Annotated in this window: 13 protein-coding genes; 9 read left to right on the forward strand and 4 right to left on the reverse strand. The window is 48.4% G+C overall.

Annotated elements, in window-relative coordinates:
• Positions 1–94 precede the first annotated feature (94 nt).
• The 4 genes from OKS35_RS03225 to OKS35_RS03240 all read right to left on the reverse strand — a co-directional run bounded on the left by OKS35_RS03225 (position 95) and on the right by OKS35_RS03240 (position 2,173).
• Complete coding sequence (locus OKS35_RS03225; protein ID WP_264092451.1) at positions 95–604, reverse strand: AAA family ATPase; 510 nt, start codon at positions 602–604, stop codon at positions 95–97.
• A 160-nt stretch (positions 605–764) separates the two neighbouring features.
• A complete protein-coding gene (locus OKS35_RS03230; RefSeq protein WP_214783113.1) occupies positions 765–1,115 on the reverse strand; it encodes a VOC family protein in 351 nt (116 codons plus the stop codon).
• Positions 1,112–1,633 carry a DNA topology modulation protein gene (locus OKS35_RS03235; RefSeq protein WP_264093050.1) on the reverse strand — a complete coding sequence of 174 codons (522 nt, stop codon included), beginning with the start codon at positions 1,631–1,633 and terminating at the stop codon, positions 1,112–1,114. The genes OKS35_RS03230 and OKS35_RS03235 overlap by 4 nt, the downstream gene beginning before the upstream one ends.
• Before the next feature lie 39 nt (positions 1,634–1,672).
• Complete coding sequence (locus OKS35_RS03240; protein WP_214783116.1) at positions 1,673–2,173, reverse strand: hypothetical protein; 501 nt, start codon at positions 2,171–2,173, stop codon at positions 1,673–1,675.
• Positions 2,174–2,311: 138 nt separating this feature from the next.
• On the opposite strand from OKS35_RS03240, the gene OKS35_RS03245 reads away from it, so the two are divergent.
• The 9 genes from OKS35_RS03245 (at position 2,312) to nrdG (ending at position 13,473) form a co-directional block, all read left to right on the forward strand.
• On the forward strand, positions 2,312–3,778 hold the full coding sequence (locus tag OKS35_RS03245; RefSeq protein ID WP_214783119.1) for a phytoene desaturase family protein: 1,467 nt from the start codon (positions 2,312–2,314) through the stop codon (positions 3,776–3,778).
• Positions 3,779–3,788: 10 nt separating this feature from the next.
• Entirely contained in the window at positions 3,789–4,247 is a 459-nt protein-coding gene (locus tag OKS35_RS03250; protein WP_214783122.1) for a GNAT family N-acetyltransferase, read from the forward strand.
• A 58-nt stretch (positions 4,248–4,305) separates the two neighbouring features.
• Positions 4,306–4,737: a RicAFT regulatory complex protein RicA family protein gene (locus OKS35_RS03255; RefSeq protein ID WP_012726155.1), complete on the forward strand. Its 432-nt coding sequence runs from the start codon at positions 4,306–4,308 to the stop codon at positions 4,735–4,737.
• Positions 4,738–4,790: 53 nt separating this feature from the next.
• Complete coding sequence (gene mutS, locus OKS35_RS03260; protein ID WP_264092452.1) at positions 4,791–7,319, forward strand: DNA mismatch repair protein MutS; 2,529 nt, start codon at positions 4,791–4,793, stop codon at positions 7,317–7,319.
• Between the two features lie 4 nt (positions 7,320–7,323).
• Positions 7,324–9,141, forward strand: a complete 1,818-nt coding sequence (gene mutL, locus OKS35_RS03265) for a DNA mismatch repair endonuclease MutL (protein ID WP_214783128.1) — start codon at positions 7,324–7,326, stop codon at positions 9,139–9,141.
• A gap of 165 nt (positions 9,142–9,306) precedes the next feature.
• On the forward strand, positions 9,307–9,954 hold the full coding sequence (locus OKS35_RS03270; RefSeq protein WP_214783133.1) for a 50S ribosomal protein L25/general stress protein Ctc: 648 nt from the start codon (positions 9,307–9,309) through the stop codon (positions 9,952–9,954).
• A 213-nt stretch (positions 9,955–10,167) separates the two neighbouring features.
• Positions 10,168–10,998, forward strand: coding sequence for a formate/nitrite transporter family protein (locus OKS35_RS03275; RefSeq protein WP_370568602.1), 831 nt, complete (start codon positions 10,168–10,170; stop codon positions 10,996–10,998).
• Positions 10,999–11,189: 191 nt separating this feature from the next.
• Complete coding sequence (locus tag OKS35_RS03280) at positions 11,190–13,040, forward strand: anaerobic ribonucleoside triphosphate reductase (RefSeq protein ID WP_264092453.1); 1,851 nt, start codon at positions 11,190–11,192, stop codon at positions 13,038–13,040.
• On the forward strand, positions 13,018–13,473 hold the full coding sequence (gene nrdG, locus OKS35_RS03285; protein ID WP_264093051.1) for an anaerobic ribonucleoside-triphosphate reductase activating protein: 456 nt from the start codon (positions 13,018–13,020) through the stop codon (positions 13,471–13,473). The genes OKS35_RS03280 and nrdG overlap by 23 nt, the downstream gene beginning before the upstream one ends.
• Positions 13,474–13,501 lie beyond the last annotated feature (28 nt).

Raw genomic sequence — 13,501 nt, forward strand, 5'->3', positions numbered from 1 at the left:
AGACTAAGTGTATATGTATGATTATTAATTGTAAAGCATAAATATACAAAATCATTAAAAAGAGAAGCACTTTCTATCTGAAAGCGTTCTCTTCTTAGTTTTTCAACAGATACGACATAATTCGCTCAATCGGAATTTCTCGATTGTCCATCGTATAGGTTTGTAAGTAAGAATGGTTAGTAGGCCGTTTGCAGTGTTCATTCATCTTAGACCAATTCTCATATGAAACTTGATCAATTTGACTCGGTCGTCTGACACGGTTTCGAAGTCGTGTGTTAATTTCTTCGTAATTTTCATGACGACACTCGATATAACGGTAAGTCGCTCCGTACTTGGTGGAAATCGCTATCCCTTTATCGAGCATTTCATCATAGAGACATGGACTGTCGAGAATGACGTTTTGTCCAAGTGATAGGTGATACTCGACGAGCGACCAATCGACATCATAAGCCATCTTCCCGATTTCTCCATCCGAGAAGTTGCCAATATGAAGCGTATGGAGTAGGGCGGTCTTTGAAACATCATGATCGATGATGACTGCGGGTACGTGTTGGATGATACGCTTAGCCAATGTGGATTTTCCTGATCCAGGTGTTCCAGACATTTGAAGAAAAAACAGATGATCACCTCACATCTAAGTAGGAGCAAATCTTATTACTTATACAACTTGATTTACTTGTTAAAATGGCTCATTTCCTTAAGATAGTCTTCGATACAATCGACCTGAATAACCTGATAAGGGTAGTTAAAGGTTTGATCCGATGTTAGCATTTGCATACCATGATGACGTTCCCGTCAAGATCTTTGAAATTGAACCAATGTTCGTGCTCAATGGGTGTAATGACCTCAATGTCGTGTTGAGTCATATAAGAATAAGCTTGATGAATATCGTGTGTATTTAAGTGAAATAGTGGTGTCTGGATGATGTTATCTTTTGAGTAGATTTTGCTATCTAAAACAAGGTTAGTACCCTCTAATGGAATGACATATAAATGGTCGAATAAGATTTCTCCTTTTGTTGAAAGATCGAATAAATCACAATACCAGTCACGCGCTTTTTGAATATCACTTACCGGAATAAAGATGGTGCCGATTTTGTGAAGGATAGGGTTCATAGAAATTCCTGCCTTTTCATTTGATGAATGAAGTTTGTAACATCTTTCTGAGATTTTAAGACGATGATCTGTTTCTCGTGAGAATATTGTTTGATTCGTTTGAGCATCTCTGGCTTTTGAACGTCAGGAAAATTCCAAACCCACTTCAGGAATGCGAAATCGAGTTTTTCCTCACAGGATGCACCCATATCCGGTCGTGTCGTACCACGATATCGGACAACTCGCTTGAGGACGTGATATATACAGACGATGCGTGGAAGATCGATTAAAATGACAGTGTCCGCTGCCTGTAGTCGTAAATCAAGGGTATTCCCGAAATTTCCATCGATAATCCATTCATCCTTCTTCACGAGTTGTTGTTGGATGTCGATTCGTTCTTCTCTCGGTGCCATCACCCATCCCGGTCTCCACATGAGAGCGTCCAAATGATAGACATCGAGATGTAATCGTTCACCGAGTTGACGGGCGAGTGTGGATTTCCCCGCACCGCCAGAACCGATGATCATGATGCGTTTCATATTTAGATTGCTATCAATCGTTAAGCTGCTCATCTACTCTTATTCATCCTCCAATACAATCCATTTCTTCAATTGACCGTCCTCTTCGTAAATGACCCGGACATCCATCTGTCCGATAACAAGACGTTGTTCCGAACTGAACACGACAATTGGATAGTCTGTCGATACCGGTTTACCCGTCTCAAAGATTGGGCTATGGGCCTGCATCGCGTAATAGCCGTCCGATCTCGTGTTGGCCGCTCCTGCATCAATCTGTGTCACATGGTCAAATCCTCTCAGTCTGAGCACATAACTATAAGACGTTCTCGCTCCTTGCTCGAGACGCCATTCTTCGATGGTGGCTGATTTGTCGTCCAGGGTTCGTTCTTCTAGCACTTTCTGTGCCGTATACTCTTTTTCGTAAGGAATCATCTCCTGAATGCTGACGACGGTCATCGTCGCGAGCTTGAGTGATTCCTCGGAAGGTGGGGTAATCAGTATACCAATAAAGATGAGGATGGGAATCAATAAATAAACCATGACACGACTACGCATTTTCATCACCTTACCTTTTCAGACTGTAAACTATTTCTGCATAAGAGAATCAGTTCCCTTCAAAAGAACGCTGGAATCTCAAAAACCGATTCATTTCTTCAAGTTTTTGAATGAGCAGGTATGATATAGAGAGGAGGGATGTACATGAAAATCGGGGTCATAGGTGGAGGCGTTGCGGGTTTGACTGCAGCTGCGCTTGCGCAACAGAAAGGGCATGATGTGATTGTATTAGAAGCATCGCGTGAATGGGGTGGGTGTGCCGGCAAGTTTCAACGGGGTGACTACTTGTTTCCTGCAGGTGCAACGCTCGGTATGGGATTCGAACGAGGAGGGGTCCATCAGCGGGTTCTTCAGAAATTGGGCGAATCGGTCGAGGTGACGTTACTGGACGAGGTGATGGACATTCATCTTCATGACGTCACCGTCACTTACTTTCGCGACCGAAAGCGTCTTCTTGAGGAGCTCAGTCGCGTGTTCTCAGAGCATTATAAGGGAATCCATGCGTTTTACCGTGAAGTGTGGGGCGATTTTGAGAAGATTCGTCCGTTGTTTCAGCAGTTGCCCGCTCTTCCACTTCGGACGACATCAGACATAGTTTACGCGCTGAAAGGTTTTCGACCGAATCAAATCACAACGCTTCTCAAACTCCAGCGGCCACTCGGTGACACGTTAGCTCGTCATGGACTAAACGGTACGATGTTCGAGCGATTTATCGATGGCGTTCTGCTCGACAGTTTGCAAACCGGTGCGAAAGAAGCGAGTCATTTACTCGGTGCAGTGGCGCTGTCGGTCTATCACGAAGGGGCGTACTATGTGGAAGGTGGACTGTATCAATTGGCTCATGCATTAGAGCGCGCCGTTCGGACGTTTGGTGGGGAGACGAAATTAGGTAGAGACGTCCAGTCCATCGAACGAGTGACAGATGGATGGCTCATCACCGATCGAAGAGGACGACTTGAACTAGTCGATGTCATTGTTTCCGCCATCCCGATTGAGCGGACGAGCGAACTTCTGAGAGGACAAGAACAACGATGCTTCAAACGACAATACCGCAGACAATTGAAGCAGTCGCAATGGGGCACGTTCAGTCTCTATCTCGTCTTGCCTGAGGATGTGTGTCGACAGAAACCACTGTTTCAACAAATCTATCACGAGCGATTACCGAGTGGGCATGCGTTCATTTCCATGTCCGCGCCGGATGACGTGTTGCGCACAGAAAAACCGGAACGGACCATCACGGTATCCACACATATCGATTTATCAGAATGGCAACATTGGAAAGACCGGGCGGCATATGAGAAACTAGAGCAAGATTGGACCAATCGTCTCGTCGACGTCGTCGCAACTGCTTTTCCCGCTTGGGACCGCGAGTCGTCACTACTTCTTCCTGGTGGACCCGGGGCATGGGTGAAGTATACGAAGCGACCGCATGGGGCAGTAGGAGGTTATGCGCAGACTCCTAGCCAGGCGCTCTTTCGCGCTGCGAGTTATCGCACCGACTTGCCGAACTTTTTTGTGTGCGGGGATACCGTATTTCCAGGAGCGGGGACGATTGGCGCGATGACGAGCGGATTACATGTCGCCCGGGCACTCGGGGTGACGATTGATTAGGGGGATACTGATGAAGAAAAAAGCGTTTGATGAACTGACAACGATGGAATTGTATCGCTTACTGGCATTACGAACTGAGATATTCGTGGTCGAACAGAACTGTCCGTACCAAGAGGTGGATGGTAAGGACGTAGCAGCCATCCATTATTGGATAGAAGAAGATGGAGAGATCGTGTCTGCGCTTCGCGTGCTGACGGAAGCATCTCCGGTCGCCATCGGACGTGTCGTCACGAAAGCGACGCATCGAGGGAAAGGGTATTCCCGCCTCTTGATGGATGCGGCAATCAAAGATTTTGGACATGAGACGTTATACCTGCAAGCGCAGACGTATGTGGAACCTTTTTATGCCTCGTTTGGCTTCAAACGGACGAGTGATGTGTATCAAGAAGATAGTATTCCACATGTCGATATGTTACGTGAATCAACGAATCCCGCTAGTACCGTTTCGGAATCGTTCATGTTAGAATGAGAAAGAACATTCACGTGCTTTTGAGCACGATTACATTATAGACATAAAGGGGTTTACAATGGTGACCGATCAACAAGTAATTGCAAAAGCAAGAGAATTGGCAGATGTATTAGCACAAACACCAGAAGTGGCACGCTTCAAAGAAGCGGAAGCGAAAGTAAACGGAAGTGACCGAGTACAGACGTTGATTAAACGAATCAAGTTCTTACAAAAAGAAGCCGTCAACTGTAAGCACTATGGCAAGACGGAAGCACTTGCGAAAGTCGAGCAAAAGATTGATAAAGCGATGGAAGAACTCGATTCAATTCCGGTCGTTCAAGCGTTCCAGGAAACTCAAGTCGAAGTGAACGATTTGCTTCAATACGTGACGGTGACGCTCGCGAACTCCGTGACGGACCGTATCATCGAATCGACGGACGGTGACGTCCTTGCAGGAAAGACAGGGAGCGGCATGGCGGCTGAACAAGCACGCGGCGGCTGCGGATACTAAAACGACACAGCTGGCCGATGGTCAGCTGTTGTACTTTCTAGAGGTGAATCAACATGCAAGAAGTCCATCAGACACCAATGATGAAACAATATTTCTCTATCAAGGCCGACTATCCGGACGCCTTTTTATTCTATCGACTCGGCGACTTTTACGAGTTGTTTTTTGAAGATGCACAAATTGTTGCAAAAGAGTTAGAGCTCACGCTCACTTCTAAAAATGGGAAACAGGCTGAGCATCCGATTCCAATGTGCGGCGTCCCGCACCATTCCGCGGCAATCTACATCGAACAGTTGATCGAAAAAGGTTTTAACGTCGCCATCTGTGAACAGACGGAGGATCCGAAGGCAACTAAAGGGCTCGTGAAACGGGAAGTCATCCAAGTGATCACGCCAGGTACATATATGGCGTCACTCAGTGAAAAAGAGAACCGATATCTCGTCGCCATCTCGGACGTCGCAGGCCGATTCGGAATTGCTCGCGGTGACGTCACGACGGGGGAATCGTGGTTGACGACGCTCTCGTCAGAAGAGGCCGTCTTACGGGAAATCGAAGGATTGCTCCCGAACGAGGTCATCGTCGAGGATGAACGGTTGGCCGACTTGTTACGTCAGACCGGGATCCCTCTCTCGATTCAAGTGGACAAGCGGGAGAGTCCGCTCGCACAAGGTGCGAAAGATGAGCCACAGCGTTCGGCGTTTGAGTTGTTGTTCGCTTATCTCACGAAAACACAGAAACGTTCGCTCGATCACTTGCAACCAGCTGTCGCCTATGAGGTTGAACAGCATATGCAACTTGACGCCAACACGGCCCGAAATCTTGAGTTGTTCCGTTCGGCTCGTTCAGGGGAACGGAAAGGGTCACTCCTTTCACTCCTTGATGAGACGACGACGGCGATGGGCGGTCGATTGTTGAAACGTTGGCTCGAACAGCCACTCTATACAGAGCAAGGCATCAGAGAGCGACAGGATGCCGTCGAGAACTTGGTGGACGACTTCATGTTGCGCGATCAACTACAAGAAGAGCTGAAGCGAGTCTACGATATCGAACGCCTTGTCGCAAAAGTCGGGTACGGGACGGCGAATGCGCGAGATCTCGTCCAACTACGCGACACACTTGAACGGATGCCAGCCGTCCGGTCACTCTTACAAACGGTGAAAGCGGATCGCTTGCATCAAATCGAACAGAATCTTGACTCGTTCGAGACGTTGAGTGAACAGCTACGGGCTGCCCTTGTCGATTCACCCCCGATTTCGACGAAAGAGGGCGGGATGATTCGTCACGGGTATTCGGATGAGCTCGATGAACTGTTAGAAGCGAAAGCGAACGGAAAATCGTGGATTGCCAACCTCGAACAACAGGAACGCATCGCTACCGGCATCAAATCGTTAAAGGTCGGGTATAACCGCGTATTCGGTTACTACTTAGAAGTGACGAAAGCGAATGCGAAGTTGCTTGAAGAAGGACGATATGAGCGGAAACAGACGTTGACGAATGCGGAACGATACATCACTCCAGAGCTGAAAGAGAAGGAAGCCCTCATCTTAGGTGCGGAAGAGAAGAGCTGTACGCTCGAATATGACTTGTTTGTCGCACTTCGCGAAGAAGTGAAGACGTATACGAAGGACCTTCAACAATTGGCCCGTTCACTCAGTGAGTTGGATGTTCTCCTCGCCCTTGCCGTCGTGGCGGAGAAGCGGGAATACGTTCGCCCAGTTACGACATCTCACGTCCAAATTGAACGTGGGCGTCACCCTGTGATTGAGACGGTCTTGCCGCGAGGCGAATATGTCGCCAATGACTTGACGCTTGACGACACGCGTCAAATGTTACTCATCACCGGACCGAACATGTCCGGTAAATCGACGTACATGCGTCAATTTGCCTTGATTGCAATCCTTCATCAAATCGGTTCATTCGTCCCGGCCGAAGCGGCGGAACTCCCGCTCTTTGACCGTATCTTTACACGAATCGGTGCGGCTGACGATTTGGTGAGCGGACAGTCGACGTTCATGGTCGAGATGACCGAGACGCGCCAAGCCGTCACTGAGGCGACGGAACATAGTTTGATTTTATTAGATGAAATCGGTCGCGGGACGTCGACGTATGACGGGATGGCGCTCGCACAGGCAATCGTTGAATATATCGCCTCGTCAATCGGTGCGAAGACACTCTTCTCGACGCACTATCATGAACTGACAGTGCTCGAAGATTCGATTCCGACACTTGAGAATGTTCATGTTCGGGCGATTGAACGAGATGGACGAGTCGTCTTTCTCCACGAAGTGCATCCGGGACGTGCCGATAAATCGTATGGGATTCATGTGGCGGAATTGGCTGAACTTCCGGATTCATTGATTGACCGGGCCCGGACGATTCTGTCAGAACTCGAATCGGAAGCAACGAAACCAGCTTTGAACGAGCAATCTGCTCCACCTCAAGTGGAAGAAGTCAGCCAGTTGTCATTGTTCGAGTCGCATGACGCTGTTCGAGAACAGCTGCTCAAACTCGATCTATTGGCAATGAATCCAATCGAAGCGATGCAGGCGCTCTACGAACTGCAACAGACCGCAAAGAAAGGGTGAGTCGATGGGAATCATTCGAGAGTTACCTGAACAGCTCGCGAACCGAATCGCAGCCGGGGAGGTCGTCGAGCGACCTGCTTCCGTCGTGAAAGAATTAGTCGAAAATGCGATTGACGCGGGAGCGACGAAAGTAGACGTCGACTTACAAGAGGCGGGTATCCGTCTAATCAAAGTGCGAGATAACGGGCATGGGTTCCATGAAGAAGATGCGGCGCGAGCCTTCTTGCGGCATGCGACGAGTAAGATCCGGGACGAGCATGACTTGTTTCGGATTCGGACGCTCGGCTTCCGCGGTGAGGCGCTCGCCTCGATTGCGTCGGTCAGCCACGTCTCCTTGAAGTCAAAGCGAGCAGATGAGGATGGTTTTGAGATGACGCTTGAAGGTGGAGTCGTCAAGGCGACGAATCCGACGGCGACGAACGTCGGGACCGAAATTGCGGTCAGTCAGCTCTTCTTCAACACACCGGCACGGCTGAAATATTTGAAGACGTCAGCAACGGAACTTGCGAGTATTACGGATACGTTGAACCGTTTAGCGCTGTCTCATCCGGAGATTCGATTCACCGTCTTTCATGAAGAGAAAGAATTGTTGCGTACGAACGGGAATGGAGACTTGAAACAAGTCATGCTTGCCATCTATGGTCGCCAAGTCGCCGCACAAATCGTCACGGCGTCGAGCAAGACGAACGATTATACGCTGAGCGCCCATCTCGTGCGACCGGAAGTGACCCGTTCGAACAAACAGTACGTGACTCTCATCTTAAACGGTCGAAGCATCAAGAACTTTGCACTGACCCAAAGCGTGCTTGAAGGCTACCATACGCTCTTACCGATCGGTCGCTATCCAATTGCCGTGCTCGAAGTGAAGATGGACCCGATGTTGATTGACGTGAACGTCCATCCGACGAAACGTGAAGTGCGTTTGTCGAAAGAAAAAGAACTATGCCAGCTCATCCGAGAGACCGTTCAATTGACACTCCGGGAACAACGTCTCATTCCGTCTGTGAAACAAGAACCGAAGCCGAAACGTGTGACACCTTCTGAACAGTCGAAACTCGACTTTTCGATGGAGCCCCAACCTAAACAGGCAGATCCGGTCGAATGGAACTATCCGATTCCTCGCGAGCGAAAAGAGTCGATCACGTCTCCTTCCCAGTGGAACCCGGCGCCGCTCGTTCATGAACCGGAACCAGAGATGATTGAACCAAAACAGGTCGAAGAGCCTGTACGTCAGTCGGAGCGTCTTCCGGCGTTAGACGTCATCGGGCAACTGCATTCGAGTTATATCATCTGTGGAGCGGAAGACGGGATGTACGTGATGGACCAACATGCCGCTCAGGAACGCATCAAGTATGAGTTGTTCTATGAGCAGTTAGGACGTCCGGAAAAAGAGTATCAGCTTCTATTGATTCCGCTGACGTTAGAGTTCACGCAAGAAGAGACGCTCGCTATCGAAGAAGTGCTCCCGCTTCTAGCGGATGCAGGCATCACGTTAGAGCCGTTTGGGGGTAACACGTTCCTTGTCCGTGAGATTCCGACATGGTATCCGCAACATGACTTAGAGGGCACGATTCGTGATCTGGTGGAGATGGCCATTCAACAGCGGTCAATCGACATCGCGAAATATCGCGAAGAAGCATCAATCCTCATGGCGTGTAAACGATCGATCAAAGCGAACCATCCACTCAATAGGGAGATGATGCGACAATTGATTGATGATTTGAGTCGTACGACGTCTCCGTTTACCTGTCCGCACGGGCGACCGATTCTCGTGAAATGGAGCACGTATGAGCTTGAGAAGTTATTTAAACGCGTCATGTAATCGTCTTGTTACCTTGTTTTAACACGATGTAACGTTTATTCAGCCTTCCTCATGGGAAAACTATACACATGTCACTCAACGCATCGAGGTTGAGAGGTGGCTTTTTCACTGCCTCACCCTCAAGATGTCGACATGAAATGTATATCCATGTAGGAGGAAAAGAAAATGACGAACAAACTTCAAGTATCAAAACGAGAATTACGCCCACGGTCACTGCGCACGAAGTTGCGTAAGGAAGGTAAAGCGTTAGGCGTCGTCTACGGCTACAAAGTAGACAGCACTCCAATCGTATTTGACGAGATGGACCTTCGTAAAATTCTTCGAGACCACGGTGACAATGCCTTGATTGAACTCCATTACGATGGAAATAAAATCAACACGCTCGTGCACGGATCGGAAACGGACCCGTTCACAAACTTTTATCAGCACGTCGAATTCATGGCCGTGAAGATGGATGAAGAGACAGAAGTTGAAGCGGATATCGTCCTTGTTGGTGACGCGAAAGGCGTCAAAGAAGGCGGATATCTTGCCCAGTCACTTTATAAAGTGACGGTTTCTGCGACACCGGCCAACATCCCTGAACGCATCGAACTTGATGTGTCAGACCTCGAAATCGGTGACTCGGTGACGGTAGCAGATCTTCCAGAAGACAAATCGTACACGATCGTCTCGGAACCAGATATGCACATCGCCTCTGTGAATGAGCCGGTTGCAGAAGTTGAAGAGGAAGAGTCGGAAGAAGGTTCAACTCAAGAGGAAGCATCAGAAGCTTCATCGGAAGAAGCTGAAGAATCGTCTGAGGATAAAGAATAAGAGTTACACAAGTGCTTCGAGAAATCGGAGCACTTTTTTGTTTGTCACAAATCCGCCACATGTAAACGATTACGATGTGAACACTCTGTCAATTCCTTCTAGAGGTGATTGCCAACAGAGACTGTACAGTTTATATTGTTAATGATTTCACATATTCGAACTGATACTTTCCTATTTAATTATTCAGAAAGAAGGGTTTGTGACATGGCATCAATGGAAATCCATGCACTCGAATCATTACGGAAAAAAGCACAGGCTTCCTCACAAATGATTCATTATCGTCCAATGGAATACTTTTTACGGGCGATGTTAGCCGGGATCTTTATCGGCTTTGCTTCAATCTTCACGTTGAAAGTCGTCAACGGTATGTATTTAGCGGAATCTCCGTTCACGACACTCATTGGGGGCTTCTCGTTCGGGATCGCGCTCGTCATGATCATCTATGGGGGAGCGGAATTGTTCACGGGGAATACGATGTATTTCACAACGTCGACACTTCGTGGCTATACAACGCTCAGTGATACGATGCTCGTCTGGTTGCTCTGCTTCGTCGGGAACGCACTCGGGGGAATCCTATTCGCCTTACTACTTGCACCGACTGGCGTCATCCAAGAACTCGGGATGAACAACTGGTTGTTCTCCGTTGTTGAGGGGAAAATGCACCATACGACGGTCGAAATTTTCTTCCGCGCCATCTTCTGTAACTGGATGGTCTGTCTCGCTATTTTCTTACCGAAACAAATGAAAAATGAGTTCGCTCAAATCTTCTCGATGATCTTCCTTGTCGCGGTCTTCTTCGCTTCAGGATTCGACCACGTCATCGCCAACTTCGTATTGTTCGCCTTGACGCTCGTCGTCCCACACCCGGAGACGATCAGCATGGCAGGTGCAATCCACAACTTGATTCCTGCAACGTTCGGTAACATTATCGGTGGAGCGCTCTTCATGGGAGCCATCTATACGTGGCTCAACTCGAAGGGTCTTCGTGAAGCACAAGAATTAGAGGAAGAAGTCGAATTAAAAGTTGTAAAAGCTGTTAAATAAATGATGTTTGTCACATATAACGTAGAGCCTTGTCTTACCGAAGACGAGGCTCTTTTTTATCGTATGATCACACATAAACTGTCACAATATCGACTCGTGACCATTGAGAAAAACACATGCCATAATCTATATATAGGATTTTTAAAACGATTAATATTGTTTTGAATCCATATATAGTGAGGTGATGGGTTTTGAAATTACTGCAGTTGTATGAGGACGTCTGCATCTTACCAGATCAAGACTTAGTACAAGAGAATGCGAACGTGGACGGTAAATCCCCGCTCGGGAAACTAGCACGACTCTCTTCGGAAGTGTCGAAAGAACTATCGCAGACGTATTTGATGTCGGAGCGACCAAAACAGGCCGTCACTGATAACTATTTATATGTGCACGACGCCGACTATTACATCACAGGCTCGACGACATGTTGTCAAATTCCACTCGGTCAATTATTAAAAGATGGATTCCATACGGGGCATGGAACAATCAGGTCACCAAAGGACATTCGCTCCGCCATGGCACTCGCATCGATCATCCTTCAAGCGAATCAAAATATGCAACACGGAGGGCAGGCGTTCCCGATGTTTGACGTCGACTTGGCACCGTATGTCGAGAAGACATATGAGCGTCAACTGAGCCGACTCCAATCCTTACCCGTTGACTGGGAAGAAACGCAATTGGAGACACTCGCTGAAGAAGAGACGATTTCAGCGACGTATCAGGCGTGTGAGGCGTTCATCCACAATGCGAACTCGATGCACTCACGAGGTGGCGGGCAAGTGCCTTTCGTTTCGATCAATTATGGAACGGACACATCAAAGTGGGGACGTATCCTCATTCGAGAGCTACTTCGTGCCACGGAACGTGGGTTAGGGAACGGGGAGACTCCGATTTTTCCTATTCAAATCTTTAAAGTGAAGGAAGGAATCAACTTTCGGGAGGACGATCCGAACGTCGATCTTTTCCGTGAAGCGTGTCGGGTCACAGGAAAACGGCTATTTCCGAATTTTTCCTTCATCGATGCCCCGTTCAATGCCGCTTACTATGATGGGACGCATGCATCTGAAGTGGCATATATGGGTTGCCGCACTCGGGTCATGGGAAACCGACACGGAGAAGAGACGTCGATCGGTCGTGGCAATCTTTCCTTTTCCACACTCAACTTGGTGAAGATGGCACTTGTCTCGGAGTCGATCTCGGATTTTTACAGCATTCTCAACCGATATGTCGACATCGGGATCGAACAGTTAGTCGAGCGTTTCGAATATCAATGTACGCGTCGTGCTGAAGAATTTCGTTTCCTCTACACACAAGGTGTCTGGCGTGGAAGTGAGCAGTTACATATTCATGATGAAGTCCGAGACGTATTGAAACAAGGAACGCTTTCACTCGGTTTCATCGGACTCGCTGAAACGTTGAAGGTGTTGACGGGAGGTACACATGCTGAGTCGCGTGAAGCAGAGCGACTCGGTCTTGACATCGTCACGCATTTGGCCAATCGCATGCGTGCGGCAGCCGAAACGTACGACTTGAACTTTTCGTTGCTCGCGACACCGGCAGAAGGATTGTCAGGTAAATTTGTGACGCGAGACCAGGAAACGTTTGGGATGATTGAAGGTGTCACTAATCGTGCCTTTTATACAAATTCATTCCACGTGCCGGTCTATCAGTCTGTATCAATTCGTGAGAAAATCCGAATCGAGGCACCGTATCACGCATTGTGTGACGCGGGACATATTTCATATGTCGAAGTCGATGGGTCACTTGCCCATAATGCTGAAGCGGTGGAATCGATTGTCCGCTTGATGCGTCAGCATGATATCGGTTACGGTTCCATCAATCATCCCGTCGACCGATGCGGAAATTGTGGGTTAGAAGGACTGATTGACGATGCCTGTCCGACGTGTGGCGAGGATACAAACATTGAACGAATCCGCCGCATCACCGGTTATTTGGTCGGGACGATGGACCGTTGGAATACGGCGAAGCGAGAAGAAGAGCGGGCGAGGGTGAAACATGATGCGCATTCTATCCGTCGTTGAAGAATCCGTCGTCGATGGACCGGGGATCCGGACGGTCATCTTTACTGCTGGCTGTCCGCACCACTGTAAAGGGTGTCATAATCCTTCCTCGTGGAATCCAACCGGGGGTGAGGATGTCGAAGTAGAGGAACTTGTTCAACGCGTCAAGCTCAGTGGTTGGGACGGGGTGACCATTTCTGGAGGCGAACCGTTTCTTCAATCGTCAGCGTTAGCAAAACTCGTCACGGCATGTAAGTCACTCGGTAAAAATGTATGGGTTTATACGGGTTATACGCTCGAACAGTTGGAAGCGATGCACGACGAAGCCGTTCAAACCGTGTTGGACTACGCCGATGTGCTCGTTGACGGTCGTTACGAGCAGTCGCTACGAGATATGAGGTTCCGTTTTCGGGGATCGAGTAATCAACGAATCATCTTTTTGAATAAAGTGTAATCGAGGCAGAGATGTCTCGATTTTTTGT

It is taken from the genome of Exiguobacterium sp. N5 (assembly GCF_025842465.1).
GTDB classification, from domain to species: Bacteria; Bacillota; Bacilli; order Exiguobacteriales; family Exiguobacteriaceae; genus Exiguobacterium; species Exiguobacterium profundum.